Origin of the sequence: Actinomadura madurae (assembly GCF_047130825.1) — a bacterium.
GTDB lineage: Bacteria > Actinomycetota > Actinomycetes > Streptosporangiales > Streptosporangiaceae > Spirillospora > Spirillospora madurae.
On sequence record NZ_CP083237.1, the window covers coordinates 10,359,579 to 10,379,022 of the forward strand.

Consider the following 19,444-nt stretch of genomic DNA (forward strand, 5'->3'; position numbering starts at 1 on the left):
GAGCCGCTACGCGCCGCGCCCGGCCTCGCCGGAGCCGGTCTCGGCCCCCTCGGCGGGCTCGCCGGTCGCCTCCGCCATCCGCGCCAGCGCGATCGCCGCGGCATTGCGCACGTGCAGGTCGGAGGCGGCCATGGCCCGGCCGACGTCCCGCTCCTCGATCGCCTCGACCAGGGTGCGCATCTCGGCGATGGTCCGGTCCAGCCGCCCCGGAGCGGACAGGGACGTCCAGCGGAGGCGCCGCAGGCGGCCCTGCAGGCTGGTCAGCATCTGGGTCAGCGGAGGGCTGTCGGCGCCCGCGAACAGGGCCTTGTAGAGCTCGTCCTTCGCGATGAGCCGCGCGAGGTCCGCGCCCTCGCTCTTCCTGGCCGCCTCAAGCTCCTCCAGCGCCGCGCGCAGCCGGGACATGTGCTCCTCGGTGGCCCGCTCCACGAACCGGCGGACGGCCAGGGACTCCAGGGCGACGCGCATCTCGTAGATGTCGGCGGCCTCGTCGGTCGTCAGGACGCTGACGATGGCGCCGCGCTGGGGGATGTTGGTGACCAGCCCCTCGGACGCGAGTTGGGCGAGCACCTCGCGCACGGTCGCGCGGGACACGCTGAGCTGCTCCATCAGCTCCCGCTCGATGAGCCGCTGCCCCGGCCGCAGCCGGAAGTCGAGGATCGCCTCCCGGACGACCTGGAGCACCTGGTCGCGCAGCGGTGCCGCCACCCGGCCGATGGGTGCGCGCAGCCCCATGCCGGTCGTGGACGGCGAACCCGCGCCCTCCGGCTTGTTCCGCTCCGCCATGACCGAACTCCTCCTGAGCAAAGGGGCCGCCGTCGCGTGGGCTCCAGTCCCCGCTGTCGGACGGCCAGACCAACTCACTCCTGGACGATAGCCGAATCGGACCTGTCCGGGTGGCCCGTAGAGGCGCCCGTCTCACCTTTGAACGCGCGGTCTGCGGCGCTCCCGGAACCCCGCCTGTTGCGCTCCCCACGATGGACCACATAATGTCTGATTGTCAGACGATTTGTGGTGGGCATGGCCGGTCGGCCTGCCGGGAAGGTTGGGAGACGGCGGGTGGGACAACGCGCACGCAGCGCGATCGTGGGGGTCGGTGCCACGGAGCAGGGCGAGATCCCGGGCGAGTCGCCCGAGGAGATCGCCGTGCGCGCGGCCGTGCTCGCGCTCGCCGACGCGGGGCTCGACATGTCGGCGGTGGACGGGCTGATCACGTGCAAGGCGCCGCTCACGGCGCACGGAACCGACGAGACCATGGGCCCGCTGCTCGGCGTCAACCCCGCCTTCAGCACCACCCTCGACTACGGGATGGGCTCCTTCTCCCTCCACCTGGCGTCGATGGCGATCCGGTCCGGGCTCGCCACCACCGTGCTGCTCACCTTCGGGACCAACGCGCGCAGCGCGCGGATCGGCTTCTCCCGCCCGATCGGCGGGTCGAGCGACTGGCTCCGCCTCGCCGGCCTGGTGCACGTGGCCGGCCCCGCCGCGATGGCCGTCCGGCGGCACATGCACCTGTACGGCACCACGGAGGAGCAGCTCGGCTGGGTGTCGGTCGCGCAGCGCGAATGGGCGCGGCTGAACCCGCTGGCGGTCTTCCGCGAGCCGATGACGATCGGCGACTACCTCCGGCACCCATACATCGTGGCGCCGCTCCGGCGTCCCGATCTCACCCTCATCTCCGACGGCGGCGCCGCGGTCGTCGTCACGTCCGCGGAGCGGGCCAGGGATTGCCGTGCCGCCCCCGTGCACCTGCTCGCGATGGCCCAGCAGTCGGCCATCCGGAACGAGCAGAACGAGGACAAGCTGATGCGCCCCTGGCTCGGCGACATCGCCGGCCGGCTGTACGCCGAGGCCGGCGTCACCGCGGGCGACATCGACGCGGCGTATCTCCAGGACGGCACCTCGGTGTGGGTGCTGCAGATGCTGGAGTGGTACGGCTTCTGCGGCATCGGCGAGGCCGGCCCGTTCCTCGCCGAGGGACGCACCAGGCCCGGCGGGTCCCTGCCCGTCAACACGCACGGCGGGCAGCTCTCGGAGAGCTACACCCACAACTGGATGCATCTGTACGAGGCCGTCCGCCAGCTTCGGGGGGAGTGCGGGGACCGCCAGCTGGACGGCCCCGAGCTGGCCCTGCACGCGCAGACCCACGATTTCTGGAAGGGCGCGGCCACCCTTCTGTCCACCAGGGAGACCGCATGAGCGAGGCCACCGAACCGCTGCCCGGCAGCGCCAAACCCCTCCCGGACGTCGACGATCCGCTCACGGCGCCGTTCTGGGCCGCCGCCCGCGAGTCGCGGCTCGTCCTGCCCCGCTGCACGCACTGCTCCTACCTCCAGTGGCCGCCCGAGCCCGTCTGCCCCGAATGCCGGCATACCGGACGCGCGTGGCACGAGTTCCCCGCCCGGGGGAGGCTGTGGAGCTTCGCCGTCTACCACCGGGCGCTCGATCCCGCCTTCGCCGCCGACGTCCCCTACGCGGTCGGCCTCATCGAGCTCGACGCCGGCCGGAAGATGTACGGGACGATGGTGGGCGACCCGGACGCGCTGCGCGTCGGCCGGCGGGTCCGCGCCGTGTTCGACCCGGTGAACGAGGACGTGACGTTCGTCCGCTGGGAGGTCGACGACCCGGAGCCGGCGACCTGAAATGAGCCACGACCGCCGGACGGGACCGTTCGGCGGTCGTTCCACGTCCCGCACGGTCACCTCTCCCCGGCGAGCCAGTACGCGCATCCCAGCAGCAAGTCGTCCCGCTCCGGCCCGGCGACCAGCTGCGCGCCGATCGGCAGGCCCGTCGCGCCGGTCGCCCCGGGAACGTTCAGCGCGGGGAAGCCGACGGCCGTCCACGGCGAGCAGAACACCGGGTCGCCCGTCGAGGCGAGGCCGCGGGGCGCCTCCCCGACGGCGGACGGGAGCAGCAGGGCGTCGACCGTCTCCAGCGCCGCGGCCAGCCGCGCCCCGAGGTCCCGCAGCACCGCGTGCGCCGCGTCGCGGTCCGCCGGGGTGACGCGCGCGCCCTCGGCCACGAAGCCCCGCAGCGGTGCGGAGAGCCGGTCCCCGTGGCGCTCCAGCTCCGGCCGCAGGCTCTCCGCGATCTCGCTGGACGCGGCCGTGTGGTGTGCCTCGCCCGTCCGGCGGAGCAGGTCCGCGAGGTCCAGCTCGACGACGGTCGCGCCGCGCCGCGCCGCCGCCTTCCGCAGCGTCGCCAGGCTCGCCGGCACCTCCGGCTCCAGCCCGGGCCAGGCCGACACGTCCAGGAACCCGAGGCGCGGCGGCGCGGAGAGGGGCCGGACGGGCGCCGCGCCGGCGACCGCGCGGTGCACGGTCTCGATGAGCGCCGGCGAGCGGGCGAACCAGCCGATCTGGTCGAAGCTCGGCGCCATCGGCCTGACCCCGGTGACCGGGACCCGCCCGCGGGACGGTTTGAACGCCCACACCCCGCAGAAACTCGCGGGCCTGATCAGCGAGCCGTAGGTCTGGGTGCCGACGGCCACGTCCGCCATGCCGCACGCGACGGCCGCGGCCGAGCCGCTGGAGGAGCCCCCGGGCGTGCGCGTCTCCCGCCACGGGTTCGTCGTGGGACCGGGGGTCATGAGCGCGAACTCGGTCGTCACCGTCTTCCCGAGGACGAAGCCCCCGGCGTCCTTGAGCAGCCGGACGACGGCGGCGTCGGCGCGAGGGCGGTGGTCCGCGTAGACCGCCGACCCGTACGAGGTCGGCATGCCGGCGGTGTCCACCAGGTCCTTCACGCCGGCCACCAGGCCGGTCAGCGGGCCGGGGGCCTCCCGGTCGGCCTGCCCGGCCCGCTCCAGGCAGGCGCGCTCGTCGAGGTGCGTCCACGCCCGGACCCTCGGTTCCAGGCGGCGGACGACCGCCAGCGACCGGGTCACCGGCCGCGTCACCCGCCCTCCGGGATCGGAGGTGTCCCGGTCATCCATCGGCGCCGCCCTGTCAGTTGATGTACGCGTCCGTCGAGGTACGCGTCAGTCGAAGTACGCGTCAGTCGAAGTACGCCGAGGCGGACTCGGCCGCCTCGTCCCACGGCTCGACGCGCCCGTCCTTGAGCAGGAACATCCGGTCGCAGTGCTCGTGCAGCATCCGGCTGTTCTGGTCGACGATCAGCATGCCGACCCCTTCCGTCCGCCCGAACGCGACCACCGTCTCGATCGCGGTGCGCAGCGCCCGCGGCGACAGCCCGAGGCTCATCTCGTCGACCAGCAGGATCCGCGGCCGGCTGATCAGGCCGCGGACGAGCGCCAGCATCTGCTGCTCGCCGCCGCTCAGCCGTCCGGCCTTCTGGCCCCGCAGCCGGGCGACGGCGGGGAACGCCTCCTCCAGCCTGCGCCGGAGGCCGTCGTCCCGGCCGCGCCCGGCGAGCATGCCGAGCCGGATGTTCTCGTCCACGGTCAGGTCGGCGAAGATGCCCCGGCCCTCGGGGACGTGGGCGACGCCGCTGCGGGCGACCGCCTCCGGCCTGCCGGGCAGCGGCGCGCCGTCGAGCCGGACGGACCCGCCGCTGCGGCCGGTCAGCCCGGAGACGGCGCGCAGCGTGGTCGTCTTGCCCGCGCCGTTGCGGCCGGCCAGGCCGACGATGTCGCCGACCGGCACCGACAGCGTCAGCCCCTCGATGATGCGCGCGCCCGAGATCCTGACGTACAGGTCCTCGATGCGCAGTCCCGACGATGTCACGCCTTGTCTCCCGTCCCCATGAAGACCTCCCTGACCTGCGGATCCTGGAGCACCTGGTCGGGCGTCTCGCAGAGCAGCACCTTCCCGAAGTCCAGGACGGTGCACCGGTCGGCCACCTGCCGGACGAACCCGACATGGTGCGCGATCACGAGGATGGACACGCCCGCGTCGCGGACCGCCTCGATCGCCTTGGCGACCGAGGCCATCTCCTCCGTCCCGAGGCCGGCCGTCGGCTCGTCGAGCAGCAGCAGCGTCGGCTCGGCGCCCATCGCGCGGGCGATGTCGACGTGCTTCTGCTCGCCCATCGTGATGTCGCCGGCGAGGGCCGGCCAGCGCTCTCGCGGGAACTCCAGCGTCTCCAGCGCGGCCACGGCCCGGGCGTGCGCCCGCCGCCGGCGGCGGCGCTGCCTCACGGTGCCGGCCAGCTCCGTCCAGATGGTGCCGTCGTGGCTCTCGAACGAGCCGATCGTGACGTTGCGCAGCACGTCGAGGTCACCGACCAGCGAGGGGTGCTGGAAGGTGCGGGAGATGCCCAGCTTGCGCCGGGACGAGACCGACAGGCCGCCGAGGTCGCGGCCGTTGAGGGCCACCGTCCCGGACGACAGCGCCTGGATCCCGCTGATGGCGTTGAGCAGCGTGGTCTTGCCCGCCCCGTTGGGCCCGATGATGGCGTGCACCTCACCGCGGCGCACGTCGAGCGAGACGCTGTCCAGGGCCTTGACACCGCCGAATCGCACGGTGAGGTGCTCGATCCGCAGCAGCACGTCGTCACTCCCGCCGCGGACGGTGCCCGCGGCGCGCGGACCGGTGGACACCGGGAGCTTCGGTTCGATCACCGGGGCCGCCGGCCCGGACCCGCCCGAACCGCCCCGGCCGGGACGGCTCAGCACGCCGCCGGACCGGGACCGGAGGAGGCGCGCCAGCCGCTCGCCGAGGTCGTAGAACCCGCCGTGGAAGAAGACCACGATCGCCAGCAGGATCACCGCGAAGAAGAGCTCCGACACTCCCTCGTACCTTGTGGACAGCGCGTACGTGGAGACGAAGAAGAACACCGAGCCCAGGATGGGGCCGCCGATGCTGCCGAGCCCGCCGACGACGACGATGGCGAACAGCATGATCGACTGGGTCACGCCGAAGGTCTCGGGGGACAGGTAGCCCAGGTTGATCGAGAGCATGCAGCCGCCGAGCCCCGCGACCGAGCCGGCGAGGACGTGCGCCCGCACCTTCTCCCGGACGACGCGGATCCCCATCACCGCGGCGACGACCTCGTTCTGCTTGATCACCCGAGCCGCGACGCCGGCCCGGGTCCGGGTGTAGCGGAGGCAGACCAGCGCGGCCAGGACCAGCGCGGTGAGCGCGCCGAAGTACAGGCCCGTCCCGGAGCTCAGATCGAGGCCGCCGATCGACACCGGCGGCGCCACGATCCCGTTCGAACCGCCCGTCCAGTCCGCCAGCCGCTTCCCGCTCAGCAGGTCGAGCGTCACGGCGCCCAGGAAGAAGGTGCCGACGGCGGAGCCGAAGAACTTCAGCCGCACCAGGGCCGAGGCCACCAGCGCGGCCAGCAGGCCCGCCGCGGCGACGGCGATCACCAGCGCGGCCGCCCACGGCAGGCCGCCGTGCTCACGGAGCGAGCTCATCACGTACGCGCCGACGGCGAAGTAGACGAACTGCCCGAAGGAGAACTGCCCGGAGTAGCCGGTCAGCACGTCCAGCCCGACCGCCCCGGTCGCGTAGATCATGGCCACCACGAGGACGGAGCGGGTGCTCACCTCCGTGACGGCGAGGGGCGTGAGGGCCAGCAGGACCAGGATGGCCAGGAGGGGCCATCCGACGTTCTCGCGTGCGCGTGCCAGCATCAGAGCCTCGCAACCTGGGGGGTGCCGAACAGGCCGTTCGGCCGGACGGCCAGGGTGAGCAGCATGATCGCCAGCGCGCTGGCGAGTGTCAGGTCGCCGCCGGCGTAGGTGGAGACCAGGCTGGTCACCACGCCGATGATGATCCCGCCGACGAAGGTGCCGAGCAGGCTGGTGAAGCCGCCGACGACCGCCGCCGCGAAGGCGTACAGCAGGATCGGGTCCATCATCTGGGAGAACAGGAGCTGCTTGGGCGCCATGAGCAGGCCGATGAGCAGGGTCAGCGGCCCGGCGATCATGTAGGCGACGGCGGACAGCCGCCCGGCCCGGACGCCGAGCAGCCGCGCGATCGGCGCCTGCTGCGCGACGGCGAGGAACTGCAGCCCGAGGTTCGTGAAGCGGAACATCGCCACGAACAGCGTGCCGATGACCACGACCAGGCCGACGCTGATCAGGTCGGACCAGGCGACGACCACCCCGCCGAGCGAGGTCCCGCCCTTGGGGAGCAGCGTCGGGAAGGTGTACGGCTGGTGCTTGCCGAAGAACACGTTCGCCATCGCCGCGAGCAGCAGGTAGAGCGCCACCGTCCGGACCAGGATGTTGGCGTTGCCCGCGCTGCTGAACGGCCGCAGCACGACCAGGTAGAGCAGGGCGCCGAACAGCACGCTCAGCGCGATCCCGAGCCCTGCCGCCACGTAGACGTTCCCTTGGGCGGTATAGATCCGATACACAATGAACGTCTCGAACATTCCGATGTTTCCGGCGGCGAAATTCGCGACACCCGTTGTTTTGTAAAGGAAGACGAGGACGAACGACAGCAGTCCGATGACCAGGCCGAACGCGATTCCGCTGATGACCACCGACAGTGCGAGCACGACGACTCACCGATTCCTTGGGACTGGGGACACCCGACGGCACGCGCGGGAGGCGCGTGCGGAGAATGGCGGCCGCGGCCGCCGCGGTCCGCGCGCGGTCATCCGCCGAGCTGGCCGATCCGCTCGAACTCGCCGTTCTTGACGCCGAGGACGTAGAGCGAGCTGACGCCGACGTGGTCGGTCTTGGAGAAGGTCAGCTCGGGATAGATCTCGGACGCCTTGACGCTCTTCCAGGACTCCAGCTGCGAGGCGATGGCGGTGCCCGTCACGTTCGGCCCGACGCGCTTGAGCGCCTCGACGACGACCTGCGCCGTCCCGCAGCCGCGGAGCGTGACGCCCTCCACCTTGAGCCCCGCCGCCTGGAGGACCTTGGTGCACTCGGTGTTCTTCGCCGAGGCCGGGTCGAGGGTGTCGGAGGTGACGACCAGCTTCGGCATGACCGCCGGGTCCACGGTGGACAGGAAGGTGTCCTGCGAGACCGCGGAGCTGCCGAGCAGCTTGCGGTTCGGGGCGAGCTTCTGCGCCGTCATCGCCTTGGTGAAGCGCGCCGCGTCCTGCGGGATCTGGTTGAGCACGATGTAGTCGGGGCGCAGCCCCTTCATCTTGAGCACGTAGGGGGAGAAGTCGGCGGTCCCCGGCGGGGCGGTGTACGTCCCCGCGACGGTGCCGCCCGCCTTCTTCACCGCGTCCGACACCTGCGCCGCCGTGTGCTCGGAGTCGGGCGTGGTCGTGCTCATGATCGCCACGGTGCCGGTGCCGTCGTTCTGGAAGACCCACGGGACCGCGGAGACCAGCTGCTCGCCGTAGGTCGGCATCAGGTTGAAGTACATGGGGTTCAGCGGGTCCAGCAGCTTCGTGGACGCGCCGAACACGAACAGGAAGGGGATCTTGGCGGCGCCGAGCAGCGGGACCTGGGCGGGAGGCTGGAGGCTCCCGCACTGGCCGGTGACGGCGTCGACCTTCTTGGCGATGAACGCCTTGGTGTTCGTGACCGCCCGCGCGGCGTCGTAGCCGTCGTCCCGGTTGTCGATCTTGATCTTCCGGCCGTTGACGCCGCCGCCGTCGTTCACGTGCTTGAACCAGGCGAGCATGGCCTTGTTCATCGGGGCGCAGCTCGACCCGACGGCGCCGCTCAGCGGAACGGAGATGCCGAGGTCGATCGGGCCGTCCGACCCGGACGCCCCGGCCTCGCCACCGGAGCCGCAGGCGCTCGCCAGGAGCGCGAGTGCCAGGCCGGTCGCACCGGCACCGAGCAGGGCGCGGGACCTCGGGCGGTTCGGGGAACGGCGGCGGGACGTGCGGGCCCGGGGTTCGTACGACATGGTCGTCTCCTGTTAGCGCGTTTGACGGGGGAGTTCGTGGAGTTGCCGATCTGGTACGACCTGTTGCGTCGCCCCACCGGAGGTGTCCTGCCCGGCATGAGCGGGAAGGGCGCCGGCGTCCATCGGCCGGTGGACCGGGTTCCGGCCCTGCCCGACCGCGCGACGACCGCGTCGCCCCCGAGCGTTTCGTTGGACTGTCGGCTTGTCTGACAATTTACGGTGCAGTGTAGCCCGCGCTCAACGCGGCGGCAATAGTCGGTTCACGAGATCGGCCATCGGCCCCGTTACGACCCTGGCCAGGGTATTGCCGCGCGACCGCGGGTGATCTCCGGGCCATCGCCGAGCCCCTCTCCCGGCCGGGATCCGGCGGTGAGGGTGGAGGCACTCTTGCCATCTAATGTCTGACGATCGTATTGTCAGACGTCGAGTCGGATCCGGAGGGCGGCCCGCCGCCGGCGGCCGACGCCGTCCCGGCGCCGCGATCCCGAAGGAGTGACGCCCATGGCGCTCAGCGCTGTGCAGGAAGAGATCAAGGCCGAGTTCATCCGGGTTCGCGGTACCTGGGGGGACACCTGGCAGGCCATGCTGGAACTCGACCCCGAGTTCGTGCGGGCCTACACCGGCTTCTCCGCCGTCCCGTGGCGGAAGAACCACCTGGACGACAAGGTCAAGGAGTTCGTCTACATCGCCGTCGACGCCGCCGCGACGCACATGTACCTCCCGGGCGTCCGGCAGCACGTCCGGGCGGCGCTCCGGCTCGGCGCGACCCCACAGGAGATCATGGAGGTGCTCGAACTGACCTCCACGCTGGGCATCCACGCGATGAACATCGGCGTGCCGGTCCTGGTGGAGGTGCTCCAGGAACGCGGCCTGCGCGACGGCCCGGCGCCGCTGACCGCCCGCCAGGAGGAGTTGAAGGCCGAGTTCACCAGGACGCGCGGCTACTGGCACTCCTTCTGGGACGAGATGCTCGAACTGGATCCCGAGATGTTCGAGGCCTACACAGAGTTCTCCTCGGTCCCGTGGCGGACCGGCCCGCTCGAACCGAAGGTCAAGGAGCTCATCTACATCGCCTTCGACACCGCCGCGACGCACCTGTACGTCAAGGGCCTCAAGCTGCACATCGAGAACGCCCTGGGCCACGGCGCGACGGCGCAGGAGATCCTCGAGGTCATGGAGATCGCCAGCGTCATCGGGATCCACGCGGCCACGTCCGCCGCGCCGATCGTGGTCGAGGAGATGAAGGACCTGGAGAACGGGCAGGGCGAGCGGGCGTGAACGGCGCCACGTACGAGGTGACCGCGCTCCGGTACGGAACGCGGACCGGAACGAAAGCCGAGATCTACCTCAACTACGCCATCTATGGCGAGCCGGACGAACCGCTCGGCATGGACTACTACTGCTGGGTCGCCCGCAACGCCGCCCGCACCGTCGTGATCGACACCGGCTTCGGCCCGGAGGGCGGCGCCCGCAGGGGACGCACCACCGTGGTCGACCCCGTCGAGGCGCTGGCGCGGGCCGGGGTGGACGCCGCGACGGTGCCGCAGGTGATCGTCACCCACGCGCACTACGACCACATCGGCAACCTCGCGCGGTTCCCCGCCGCCGAGGTGATCATGGCCCGCCGGGAGTTCGAGTTCTGGACCGGCCCCTACGCCCGGCGCGCGCAGTTCGCGGTGTCGGCGGAGGAGCGGGAGACCTCCCACCTGGCCGAGGTGCGCGGGCAGGGCCGGATGACCCTGATCGACGAGCCGTACACCGTGGCCCCGGGGATCGAGGTGGTTCCCGTGGGAGGCCACACACCGGGCCAGGCGATCGTCCTCGTGGCCACGGCCGGCGGGCAGGCGGTCCTGGCCTCCGACTCCGTCCACTACTACGAGGAGATCGAGCGGGACCGGCCGTTCACGTTCGTCGCCGACGTCGAGGCGATGTACCGCGGCTTCGACCTCCTCAACGAGATCGTCGCGGCACCGGGACGGGTCCTCGTCCCAGGGCACGACCCGGACGTGCTGCGGCGCTTCCCCGTCCACGACGGCTTTGACCCGGGAACGGCCGTCCGCATCGGCTGACCCCTCCAGAGAACGACGCACCGGGCCGCGCGAGCGGCACCGGCCGACACGAAGGAAGCGAGACCATGGCTCTGAGCGGACTCGGCGGCAAGGTCGCGGTCGTCACCGGCGCGGGCGGGGGGATCGGCGCGGCCAGCGCCCGGCGCCTGGCGGCCGAGGGCGCGCGGGTCGTCGTGGTGGACATCGACGGCGCGGCGGCGCGGGCCGTCGCCGAGGCCCTGTCCGGTGACGCGTTCGCGGTCCAGGCGGACGTGTCGCGGGAGGAGGACGTCGACCGCTACGTCGGCGCCGCGGTGGACCGTTTCGGGCGGATCGACCTGCACCACCTCAACGCGGGGATCTTCGGGACGTTCACGCGGCTCCCCGATCTCACGGTCGAGGAGTTCGATCATGTGATCGGGGTCAATCTGCGCGGCCCCTTCCTCGGCCTGCGCGCAGCCTTCCGCCGGTACGAGGAGCAGGGCGGCGGTGGCGCGGTGGTCGTCACCGGGTCGATCGCCGGGCTGCGCGGCAGCTCCGACCTGCTGCCCTACCAGACCTCCAAGCACGGTGTCGGGGGTCTGGTCCACGGGTGCGCCCTGTACGGCGGGCCGCTCGGCGTGCGGGTGAACGCGGTCGCCCCCGGCCTCGTCCCGACCGGGCTGTTCGCCGGGGGCGGGGACGCCAGGGGAGGCGGCGGGGACATGGAGCGGCGCGGCACCACCACCCCGATGCGCCGCGTCGGGACGCCCGATGAGATCGCCGGGGTGGTCGCCTTCCTGCTGAGCGACGACGCCGGCTACGTCACCGGCGAGATCGTCTCCGCGGACGGCGGCGCGTCCGTGGTGAACACGGTCCGGCCGTCCGGGGGCGCCGGGGCCTGGGATCCCGGGGACGTCTCATGACGGGCGAACGGCGGTTTCCGGCGGAGGGCGCGTGCCTTCCGCGTGGACGAGAGGAGGCGGGAACGTGACCGGATCGCGGATCGGGTTCATCGGACTCGGGAACATGGGCGGCCGCATCACGCGGCGCATCGTCGACGCCGGGCATCCAGTGCTCGGGTTCGACCTGGACGCCTCGCGCGCCGCGGCGGCGGGCGCGTCCGCGGCGGCGAGCGTCGCCGAGGTCGCCGACGGCGGCGATGTCGTCCTGCTGTCGCTCCCCGACAGCAGGGCCGTCGAGGCGGTGGTCCTCGCCGACGACGGGCTCCTGGCGTCGAGCCGGGCCGGCCAGGTCGTGGTGGACCTCAGCACCGCCGCCCCGTCCTCGACCGCCCGGCTGCACGCGGCCTTCGCCGAGCGCGACGTCGCCTACCTGGACGCGGGCATCACCGGCGGTGCCGCCGCCGCCGAGAAGGGCACCCTGACGATCATGGTGGGCGGCCCGGCGGACGCCCTGGAGTCGATCGGGTGGCTGCTCGGCCTGTTCGCCTCCGAGGTGTTCCCGATGGGCGGCAGCGGCGCCGGCCACACCGCCAAGCTGCTCAACAACTTCCTCAACGCGGTGGCCCTCGCGGCGACCGCCGAGGTGATGGTGGCCGGCCGCAAGGCGGGGCTGGACATGCGGACGCTGCTCAAGGTGTTCAACACCGGCAGCGGCGTCAACTTCGCGACGCTCAACCGCTTCCCCCGCATCGTCGAGGGCGACTACCTCGAAGGCGGCCTCACCGGCGCGCTGATGATGAAGGACGTCGTCCTGTACGTCGACCGCCTGCACGAGCTGGGCGTCCCCAGCCTCAACGCCCCCGGGCCGCTGGCGAGTTTCGGCCTGGCCGGCAGCACCGGCTACGCCGACATGATCAGCAACCGCGTGGTGGACGCGATCGGCGACATCGCGGGCGGGGTCAGGCTCCACGACGGCCCGGACGGCGGAAGGGGCTCGGCATGAAGATCATTCGCGGCCGGGCGGCGGACGGAGTGTCCGTGCGGCGCTCGGAGACCTTCACCGGGACCGTCTGGCTGGACCCCGTCTTGCCCACGACCGACGGCACCACGGTCAACAACGTCTTCTTCGCCCCGGGCGCGCGCACGCACTGGCACAGCCATGAGCACGGCCAGATCCTGCACGTCACCGCCGGCGGCGGCCTCGTCCGCACGCGGGGCGAGGCGCCGCAGCGGCTCCAGGCCGGCGACACCGTGTGGGTTCCGCCCGGCGAGGTCCACTGGCACGGCGGCGCGCCCGGAAGCTACCTGCTGCACCTGGCCGTCTCCCTAGGGACGACCAGCTGGCTGGAGCCCGTCGGCGACGACGAGTACAGCGCCGCGGGCGACGCGCCGTGACCCGGGCGGGCGCGGCAACGGACACGACTCGAGATGGGGTACACGCATGACGAAGCACCAGGCCACCGATCGTTTCGACGAGGGGCTGGCGGTCCGGCGGAAGGTTCTGGGCGCCGAGCACGTCGACCGGTCCCTGGCGAAGGCGACCGACTTCGCGCGTCCCGCCCAGGACCTCGTCACCGAGTACTGCTGGGGCGAGATCTGGACGCGCGACGGCCTCGACCGCAAGACGCGCAGCCTCCTGAACCTGGCCATGCTCACCGCGCTCGGCCGGATGCACGAACTCGCCGTCCACGTGCGCGGCGCGATCACCAACGGCTGCACGGAGGAGGAGATCCAGGAGGCGCTGCTGCAGACGATGGTCTACTGCGGAGCCCCGGCGGCCCTGGAAGCCTTCCGCGTCGCCGACACGGTGCTGGCCGAGGTGCGCTCGCATGACTGACCAGCGGGCCATCGGTCCCGGTTCCGTCGTGGGCTTCGTCGGGCTGGGCAACATGGGGTTCCCGATGGCCGGGCGCCTCGCCGGCGCCGGCTACGCCGTGCGCGGATACGACGCGGACCCCGCCGTCCGCGCGAGGTTCGCCGAGGCCACCGCGGCGCCGGTCACCGAGGCGGCGGAGGTGGCGGACGGCGCCGACGCCGTCGTCACGATGCTGCCGAACTCGGCGATCGTCCACTCGGTGGTCATCGGGGACGGCCTGCTCGACCGGATGGCGGAGGGCGCCGTCCTGGTCGACATGAGCTCCTCGGAACCGCTGCGGACCCGGGAACTGGCCGCGCAGACCGCCGCCCGGGGCGTCCCGCTGGTGGACGCGCCGGTGTCCGGCGGCGTGGCGGGCGCCCGGAAGGGCACCTTGACGGTCATGTCCGGCGGGGAACCGGAACCGGTCGCGCGGCTGCGGGGCCTGCTGGAAGTCCTGGGCGGCAAGGTCATGCACGTCGGGCCGGTCGGCGCGGGGCACGCCCTCAAGGCGCTCAACAACCTCCTGTCGGCGACCCATCTGCTGGCCAGCTCGGAGGCGATCATGGCGGGCCGGGAGTTCGGGCTGGATCCCGCCGTGATGCTCGACGCGATCAACGTGTCGAGCGGCCGCAGCGCCTCCACGGAGGCCAAGTGGCCGCGCTTCATGCTCGACCGCGGCTTCGACTCCGGCTTCGGGCTGCGCCTCATGCTCAAGGACATGCGCATCGCCGTCGGGCTCGCGGAGGCCACCGGATGGCCGGCCCGCCTCGGGGAGGCGGCCGCCGACCTGTGGTCCCGGGCCGCCGGCGTCCTCCCCGCGGACGCGGACCACACCGAGATCGTGCGCTGGCTGGAGGCCGAGCACGGCTCGCGGGGTCCGGCCACCGCGGGATCATGACATGGCGAGCGGCGAGAACTCGCTGACCGGCGCGCTGAGCGGAATCCACGTGGGCCGCGTCGCCGCCCCGCTGCGCGAGCAGGTCCTGGGCGGGCTGCGGGACGCGATCCTGAACTTCGACCTCAAGCCGGGCGAGCGTCTCGTCGAACGGGAGCTCATCGAGCGGATGGGCGTCTCCCGGACGACCATCCGGGAGGTGCTCCGGGAGCTCACCGCCGAAGGGCTCGTCGTGGTGGTCCCGAAGAAGGGCGCCGTGGTCTACGCCCCCTCTCCGGAGGAGGCGAAGGACCTGTACGCGGTACGGGCGTCCCTCGAAACGCTGGCGGTGAGGCGGTTCATCGAACGCGCCCCGGCGGACACGGTGGAGGCACTGCGGGCGACCGTCGACGGCGTGGAGGCGGTGGTGGCCGAGGGCGGGGACATGCTCGCGCTGCTCCAGGCCAAGGACGACTTCTACCGCGTCCTTCTCGACGGGGCCGCGAGTCCCACGTTGCAGGACATCCTCGGCCGGGTGCAGGCGAGGGTGCGGCTCCTGCGCGCCACCTCGCTCTCCCAGCCGGGACGTCCACCCCAGGTCGTGGCGGAGATCCGCGCTCTCGTCGAGGCCATCGCGTCCCGCGACGCCGAGCGCGCGACCAAGCTGTGCGACACGCACCTGCACGAGGCGGCGGCAAGGGGCGTCAAGGCTCTGAGCGGCGACCTCGCGCCCTGACGCCCGGGTCAGCGGGCGTCAGGCAGCTGCCTGGTCTCGATGAGCCGTTCGGCCACGTGGCGGAGCTTGATGTTGTGGTTCTGGGACGCGCGCGACAGCAGTGCGAAGGCGTCGTCGCCGGTGATCCTGTGGCGTTCCATCAGGATGCCGGTGGCCTCGCCGATGCGCCGGTTCGAGGAGATGGCGGCGTGCAGGTTCTCCTCGCTGTTGGCCCCTGCCAGCGCGACGGCGGCGTGGGAGGCCAGCAGCCACCCGATCTGCTCGGAGCGGTCGGTGAGCGCGCCGGACTCGCGCGTGTACAGATTCAGCGATCCCAGGTTCGGCTGCTTGGGGTCATCGATGTCGGTGAACAGCAGGAACGCCAGCATCGACCCCATCCCCAGCTCCCGCGCCCCGCGCACGAAACGCGGCCAGCGTTCGTCGGCGCGGGTCATGTCGGTGATCCGCACCGACTGGACGTTGTCCCGCGCGGCCGCGAAACACGGCCCCTCGCCCAACCGCGCCTGCATCTCGTCACAGTCACGGGCCAGCGAACTGGAGGCCGCCAGGACGTGCGTCCCTCCGCGGTGCACCACCATGACACTCGCGTCGGTACAGCCGTCCACCAACTTGATCGATGCCGAGACGATCTCTCGCAACGTGGCCTGGACCGTCGGCTGCCTCAGCAGGTTGCGCGCCAGCTGCGCCAGCGCGTTCGCCAGATGCTCGGGTTCACGCCCACCGGACAAGTCCCTTCCCATGCAATCACCCGCTCTGAGAAGCCATGCACCACCGATCCGTCCTGCTCGCCCAACTTTAACGATCACTCGTCCTGGCGAGTGCGTCGTGTGTGAAGTTCGTTATCTCGGTTAGGGGATCGACAGCCCCGGCGATAGTGCCGCGGCGTCCGCCGGTGCAAGGGGATGCCTGTCCGAACCAGCGGCAGGCGTCCCCGCCTTCAGCGTCTTGGAGGGCTGACCGGCGCGCCGGCGCCGGGGGAGGCGGTCAGCGGCGGAAGCGGCGTTCGGGTGATCCGAGGCGGAAGCGCGATTCTCGGTGGACGGAGGCCGCGGACTCCTCGAAGGGCACGATGCGGGTCACGCCCGTGATCGCGCAGACACGGCGCACGATCCCGGAAGGCGGCAGCCGCAGGGTCAGGGGCGTGTTCAGCTCGCCGGCGCGGCGGTGTGCGCGCAGGATCGCGTCCACGACGCTGGAGTCGCAGTACTCGCAGCTGGTGAGATCGAAGATCATGGCGGGGACGCCGTCGTCCAGCAACCGCTGCGCGCAGGTATGCAGATCGTCGTAATTGGCGAAATCGACCTGGCTCGGCAACCGCAGGACCGCGTGTTGGCCGGTGAGCTCGACGGTGATTCCGGTCGACGTTCTGAAGGGCATGGACACGGGCCACCTCACTCGAAATCGAGGTAAAGGTGGGCCACGCTTCTGGACCCTGATGACACCAAGGAGCCGGTATCTGGTTCCAGTGTCCTCCCCTGGTGGACGGAGCTCAAACGGTGGACGATCTCCGGAGGCTCCCCGCCGCCGTATGCCCTTGTCACCCGCTGAACGCTGAAACCAAACGTCACAGGCCCTGCGCCGCTGTCGGGCGGGCCGCCCCGAGAAGTTCGGCAAGGGAGCGCGATTCCTTTCCGGCGGGCGGTGGTCTGCATGGGTGAAGGGCACGTCCCGAGAACCGGAGGGATCATCATGACCGGCGAACGCCAGGTGCTCGCGGCCAGGACGGAGGAGGGGGGATGACGAGCAGGCAGTCCGAAGCGGTCAGACGGCACTGGGCGGCGGCACGGCAGGCGATGACCCGGCCGGACGCCGGGCAGCCCGACGACGAGGCTTGGGGTGACCTCACCGCCGAACCGCGGGGAGTGGACTACACCGAGGCCGAGGCGGACGGCATGCCCGCGATGTGGCTGGTGCCCAAACACGGCGTCCAGGACCGGGTCCTGTTGTGCATGCACGGCGGCGGCTTCGTCAGCGGCTCGATCTACACGCATCGCAAGATGTTCGGTCATCTGGCCAAGGCGGCAGGGATGCGGGCGCTGGTCTTCGACTACCGCCTGGCTCCCGCCCACACCCATCCGGCGCAGGTGGACGATGCGGTCGACGCCTACCAATGGCTGCTCGATCAGGGGATCGACCCCGCTCACATCGCCTTCACCGGCGACTCCTCCGGAGGCGGGCTGTCGATCACCGCTCAGCTCCGGGCGCGGGAGCGGGGCCTGCCGCTGCCCGCCGCCGCGATGCCGTTCTCGCCGTGGACGGACATGGAAGCCGCAGGAAAGTCCTACGAGACCAACCGCGACAAGGATCCCTTCTTCTACCCCGAGACCGTGCGGATGCTCGCGGCCACCTTCCTGGGTGAGGGCGGCGATCCCCGGGACCCGCTCGCGAGCCCGCTGCACGCCGATCTGGCCGGCCTCGGACCGGTCTACATCCAGGTGGCAGGGGACGAGACGCTGCTGGACGACGCACGCATGCTCGACGAGCACGCCCGCAAGGCCGGCGTCGACGTGAGGCTGGACGTCTTTCCCGATATGCAGCACACCTTCCAGATGGCCGCGGGTAGGGCTCCGGAGGCCGACGACGCTATCGGCAGGATGGCCGGATGGGTTCGTCCCAGACTCGGGCTGTGACCGGCTCATGGCGAAGAAGGGGAGGGGCGGGTGCCCGACGAGCACGAGTTCGCCCGCGGCACTGAGCCGTTCCGGCGCGAGCTGCTGGCGCACTGCTACCGGATGCTCGGATCGGCGGACGAGGCCGAAGACCTCGTCCAGGAGACCTACCTGCGGGCCTGGCGCTCCTACGGCACCTTCGAGGGACGGTCATCGCTGCGGGTCTGGCTGTACCGCATCGCCACCAACGCGTGCCTGACCGCCCTGCGCGACCGCGGCAGGCGGGCGTTGCCGTCCGGCCTGGGGGCTCCGGCCGACGACCCGGACGCCCTGCCCGAACACGGGGCGGACCCGGACGTGGCCTGGCTACGGCCCATTCCGGACGCACTGGTAACTCCGGAGGAGGACGACCCCGCAGCGATCGCCGCCGCACGCGAGAGCCTGCGGCTCGCGCTCATCGCCGGACTGCAGTACCTGCCGCCGCGGCAGCGCGCCGTGCTCCTCCTGCGCGAAGTGCTGGGCTTCCCCGCCGCCGAGGTCGCGGCCATGCTCGACACCACGGTCCCGGCGGTCAAGAGCGCGCTGCAGCGGGCCCGTGCCCGTCTCGACGAGGCCGCTCCCGAACGCGAGCGGCTGACCGAACCCACCGCTCCACACGCCCGCGCGCTCCTGGAGCAGTACATCGCCGGCTTCCAGAACGCCGACACCCGGGCCCTGGAACGGGCGCTGCGCACCGACGCCGCCATCGAGATGGTCGGCACCCGTACCTGGTTCTCCGGCATCGCGACCTGCCTGCGCTACCTCGCCAAGGTGAGCGGATCGCCCGGCGACTGGCGGATGACCCCCGTCCTCGCCAACGGTCAGCCCGCCGCTGCCGCCTACCTCCGCTCCGCCGACGGGATCCACCGCGCGTTCGGCCTCGGCGTCCTGGCCACGACCCCCCATGGCATCGCCCGCATCACCGTCTTCTCCGGAGGCCCCGATCTGCTCGCCGGATTCGGCCTCCCGCCCGCATGGGAACCGCCCCTGACCTGACGAAGGGTCATTGGGCGGTCGGCAGACCGGCGTCGTGGGCCAGGATGGCGGCCTGGGTCCGGTTGGCGCAGTCGAGTTTGGTGAGGATGCGGCTGACATGCGCTTTCACGGTGCCCGTGGCCATGTGGAGTCGCTGGCCGATCTCCGCGTTCGACAGGCCCGCGGTGACCAGGCGGAGGACGTCGCGTTCGGTGTCGGTGAGCCGCTCGATCCGGCGTTTGGCCGTCGCGGCGCCGTCGTCGGAGAGCAGGTGGCGTTCGATCAGCCGGCGGGTGATCTGCGGGGCCAGGATCGACTCCCCGGTGGCGGCCACGCGCACGGCCTGGATCAGCTCGGTGGGGCCGGTGTCCTTGAGGAGGAATCCCACGGCCCCGGCCCGGAGGGCCTGGGCGACGTTGTGGTCGTCGCTGAAGGCGGTGACCATGACGATGTTGGTCTCGGGGGATTCGCGCACGATGCCCGGGATGGCCGCGAGGCCGTCGCCGCCGGGCATGTTGACGTCCAGCAGGGCGACGTCGATCTGCTGCTCGCGGCAGGCATGGACGGCGGAGGGGCCGTCGGTCACCTCGGCCGAGACCTCGATGTCGTCGGCGTGGTCGAGGATGAGGCGCATGCCGGCTCGCATGAGCGCCTCGTCCTCGGCGATCAGGGTCCGGATCACGCGC

General features: G+C 71.8%; 21 protein-coding genes. 12 read left to right on the forward strand and 9 right to left on the reverse strand.

Going from position 1 to position 19,444, the window contains the following annotated elements:
* Positions 1-6 precede the first annotated feature (6 nt).
* Complete coding sequence (locus K8Z49_RS48325) at positions 7-786, reverse strand: GntR family transcriptional regulator (protein WP_021592459.1); 780 nt, start codon at positions 784-786, stop codon at positions 7-9.
* Positions 787-1,059: 273 nt separating this feature from the next.
* On the opposite strand from K8Z49_RS48325, the gene K8Z49_RS48330 reads away from it, so the two are divergent.
* Both K8Z49_RS48330 and K8Z49_RS48335 read left to right on the forward strand, forming a co-directional pair.
* Complete coding sequence (locus K8Z49_RS48330; RefSeq protein ID WP_412517234.1) at positions 1,060-2,199, forward strand: thiolase C-terminal domain-containing protein; 1,140 nt, start codon at positions 1,060-1,062, stop codon at positions 2,197-2,199.
* Complete coding sequence (locus K8Z49_RS48335; RefSeq protein ID WP_075023199.1) at positions 2,196-2,642, forward strand: Zn-ribbon domain-containing OB-fold protein; 447 nt, start codon at positions 2,196-2,198, stop codon at positions 2,640-2,642. The genes K8Z49_RS48330 and K8Z49_RS48335 overlap by 4 nt, the downstream gene beginning before the upstream one ends.
* Positions 2,643-2,698: 56 nt before the next feature.
* Here the strand turns inward: K8Z49_RS48335 and K8Z49_RS48340 are convergent, their stop codons facing one another.
* The 5 genes from K8Z49_RS48340 to K8Z49_RS48360 form a co-directional block, all read right to left on the reverse strand.
* Positions 2,699-3,934 (reverse strand): amidase, encoded by a 1,236-nt coding sequence (locus K8Z49_RS48340; protein WP_111833248.1) that lies wholly within the window; start codon positions 3,932-3,934, stop codon positions 2,699-2,701.
* Between the two features lie 61 nt (positions 3,935-3,995).
* On the reverse strand, positions 3,996-4,685 hold the full coding sequence (locus K8Z49_RS48345; RefSeq protein ID WP_021592463.1) for an ABC transporter ATP-binding protein: 690 nt from the start codon (positions 4,683-4,685) through the stop codon (positions 3,996-3,998).
* Positions 4,682-6,541 (reverse strand): ABC transporter permease subunit, encoded by a 1,860-nt coding sequence (locus K8Z49_RS48350; RefSeq protein ID WP_412517235.1) that lies wholly within the window; start codon positions 6,539-6,541, stop codon positions 4,682-4,684. Before K8Z49_RS48350 ends, K8Z49_RS48345 begins: the two co-directional genes overlap by 4 nt.
* Positions 6,541-7,413, reverse strand: a complete 873-nt coding sequence (locus tag K8Z49_RS48355) for a branched-chain amino acid ABC transporter permease (RefSeq protein ID WP_021592465.1) — start codon at positions 7,411-7,413, stop codon at positions 6,541-6,543. The genes K8Z49_RS48350 and K8Z49_RS48355 overlap by 1 nt, the downstream gene beginning before the upstream one ends.
* 98 nt (positions 7,414-7,511) lie before the next feature.
* On the reverse strand, positions 7,512-8,735 hold the full coding sequence (locus K8Z49_RS48360; RefSeq protein WP_021592466.1) for an ABC transporter substrate-binding protein: 1,224 nt from the start codon (positions 8,733-8,735) through the stop codon (positions 7,512-7,514).
* Between the two features lie 501 nt (positions 8,736-9,236).
* On the opposite strand from K8Z49_RS48360, the gene K8Z49_RS48365 reads away from it, so the two are divergent.
* The 8 genes from K8Z49_RS48365 (at position 9,237) to K8Z49_RS48400 (ending at position 15,135) form a co-directional block, all read left to right on the forward strand.
* The gene (locus tag K8Z49_RS48365) at positions 9,237-10,013 is read left to right on the forward strand and encodes a carboxymuconolactone decarboxylase family protein (RefSeq protein ID WP_021592468.1); all 777 of its coding nucleotides are present in this window, start codon (positions 9,237-9,239) and stop codon (positions 10,011-10,013) included.
* Positions 10,010-10,804 (forward strand): N-acyl homoserine lactonase family protein, encoded by a 795-nt coding sequence (locus tag K8Z49_RS48370; protein ID WP_412517236.1) that lies wholly within the window; start codon positions 10,010-10,012, stop codon positions 10,802-10,804. Before K8Z49_RS48365 ends, K8Z49_RS48370 begins: the two co-directional genes overlap by 4 nt.
* A 65-nt stretch (positions 10,805-10,869) precedes the next feature.
* The gene (locus tag K8Z49_RS48375) at positions 10,870-11,688 is read left to right on the forward strand and encodes an SDR family NAD(P)-dependent oxidoreductase (RefSeq protein ID WP_021592470.1); all 819 of its coding nucleotides are present in this window, start codon (positions 10,870-10,872) and stop codon (positions 11,686-11,688) included.
* Between the two features lie 64 nt (positions 11,689-11,752).
* Positions 11,753-12,670, forward strand: a complete 918-nt coding sequence (locus tag K8Z49_RS48380; protein WP_021592471.1) for an NAD(P)-dependent oxidoreductase — start codon at positions 11,753-11,755, stop codon at positions 12,668-12,670.
* Positions 12,667-13,062, forward strand: coding sequence for a cupin domain-containing protein (locus K8Z49_RS48385; protein WP_021592472.1), 396 nt, complete (start codon positions 12,667-12,669; stop codon positions 13,060-13,062). Before K8Z49_RS48380 ends, K8Z49_RS48385 begins: the two co-directional genes overlap by 4 nt.
* A 46-nt stretch (positions 13,063-13,108) precedes the next feature.
* On the forward strand, positions 13,109-13,504 hold the full coding sequence (gene pcaC, locus K8Z49_RS48390; RefSeq protein WP_021592473.1) for a 4-carboxymuconolactone decarboxylase: 396 nt from the start codon (positions 13,109-13,111) through the stop codon (positions 13,502-13,504).
* Positions 13,497-14,423, forward strand: a complete 927-nt coding sequence (locus K8Z49_RS48395; protein WP_412517237.1) for an NAD(P)-dependent oxidoreductase — start codon at positions 13,497-13,499, stop codon at positions 14,421-14,423. Before pcaC ends, K8Z49_RS48395 begins: the two co-directional genes overlap by 8 nt.
* 1 nt (position 14,424) lies before the next feature.
* Positions 14,425-15,135, forward strand: a complete 711-nt coding sequence (locus K8Z49_RS48400; RefSeq protein ID WP_075023205.1) for a GntR family transcriptional regulator — start codon at positions 14,425-14,427, stop codon at positions 15,133-15,135.
* A gap of 8 nt (positions 15,136-15,143) precedes the next feature.
* Here K8Z49_RS48400 and K8Z49_RS48405 read toward each other — a convergent pair whose 3' ends face one another.
* Entirely contained in the window at positions 15,144-15,875 is a 732-nt protein-coding gene (locus K8Z49_RS48405) for a GAF and ANTAR domain-containing protein (RefSeq protein ID WP_021592476.1), read from the reverse strand.
* Between the two features lie 244 nt (positions 15,876-16,119).
* Positions 16,120-16,512 carry an STAS domain-containing protein gene (locus K8Z49_RS48410; RefSeq protein ID WP_021592477.1) on the reverse strand — a complete coding sequence of 131 codons (393 nt, stop codon included), beginning with the start codon at positions 16,510-16,512 and terminating at the stop codon, positions 16,120-16,122.
* A gap of 359 nt (positions 16,513-16,871) precedes the next feature.
* Between K8Z49_RS48410 and K8Z49_RS48415 the strand changes: the two genes are divergently transcribed.
* Positions 16,872-17,765 (forward strand): alpha/beta hydrolase, encoded by an 894-nt coding sequence (locus K8Z49_RS48415; protein WP_021592478.1) that lies wholly within the window; start codon positions 16,872-16,874, stop codon positions 17,763-17,765.
* 30 nt (positions 17,766-17,795) lie between these two features.
* On the forward strand, positions 17,796-18,779 hold the full coding sequence (locus tag K8Z49_RS48420) for a sigma-70 family RNA polymerase sigma factor (RefSeq protein WP_021592479.1): 984 nt from the start codon (positions 17,796-17,798) through the stop codon (positions 18,777-18,779).
* A 7-nt stretch (positions 18,780-18,786) separates the two neighbouring features.
* On the opposite strand, the gene K8Z49_RS48425 is transcribed toward K8Z49_RS48420, so the two are convergent.
* Positions 18,787-19,440 (reverse strand): response regulator, encoded by a 654-nt coding sequence (locus tag K8Z49_RS48425; RefSeq protein ID WP_024933959.1) that lies wholly within the window; start codon positions 19,438-19,440, stop codon positions 18,787-18,789.
* Positions 19,441-19,444 lie beyond the last annotated feature (4 nt).

Excerpts from the sequence above, each read along its gene's own strand:
- K8Z49_RS48325 (WP_021592459.1), bottom strand. The coding sequence starts at position 786 with ATGGCGGAGCGGAACAAGCCGGAGGGCGCGGGTTCGCCGTCCACGACC.
- K8Z49_RS48335 (WP_075023199.1), top strand. The coding sequence starts at position 2,196 with ATGAGCGAGGCCACCGAACCGCTGCCCGGCAGCGCCAAACCCCTCCCG.
- K8Z49_RS48340 (WP_111833248.1), bottom strand. The coding sequence starts at position 3,934 with ATGGATGACCGGGACACCTCCGATCCCGGAGGGCGGGTGACGCGGCCG.
- K8Z49_RS48350 (WP_412517235.1), bottom strand. The coding sequence starts at position 6,541 with ATGCTGGCACGCGCACGCGAGAACGTCGGATGGCCCCTCCTGGCCATC.
- K8Z49_RS48360 (WP_021592466.1), bottom strand. The coding sequence starts at position 8,735 with ATGTCGTACGAACCCCGGGCCCGCACGTCCCGCCGCCGTTCCCCGAAC.
- K8Z49_RS48365 (WP_021592468.1), top strand. The coding sequence starts at position 9,237 with ATGGCGCTCAGCGCTGTGCAGGAAGAGATCAAGGCCGAGTTCATCCGG.
- K8Z49_RS48375 (WP_021592470.1), top strand. The coding sequence starts at position 10,870 with ATGGCTCTGAGCGGACTCGGCGGCAAGGTCGCGGTCGTCACCGGCGCG.
- K8Z49_RS48385 (WP_021592472.1), top strand. The coding sequence starts at position 12,667 with ATGAAGATCATTCGCGGCCGGGCGGCGGACGGAGTGTCCGTGCGGCGC.
- pcaC (WP_021592473.1), top strand. The coding sequence starts at position 13,109 with ATGACGAAGCACCAGGCCACCGATCGTTTCGACGAGGGGCTGGCGGTC.
- K8Z49_RS48395 (WP_412517237.1), top strand. The coding sequence starts at position 13,497 with ATGACTGACCAGCGGGCCATCGGTCCCGGTTCCGTCGTGGGCTTCGTC.
- K8Z49_RS48400 (WP_075023205.1), top strand. The coding sequence starts at position 14,425 with ATGGCGAGCGGCGAGAACTCGCTGACCGGCGCGCTGAGCGGAATCCAC.
- K8Z49_RS48405 (WP_021592476.1), bottom strand. The coding sequence starts at position 15,875 with ATGGGAAGGGACTTGTCCGGTGGGCGTGAACCCGAGCATCTGGCGAAC.
- K8Z49_RS48410 (WP_021592477.1), bottom strand. The coding sequence starts at position 16,512 with ATGCCCTTCAGAACGTCGACCGGAATCACCGTCGAGCTCACCGGCCAA.
- K8Z49_RS48415 (WP_021592478.1), top strand. The coding sequence starts at position 16,872 with ATGACGAGCAGGCAGTCCGAAGCGGTCAGACGGCACTGGGCGGCGGCA.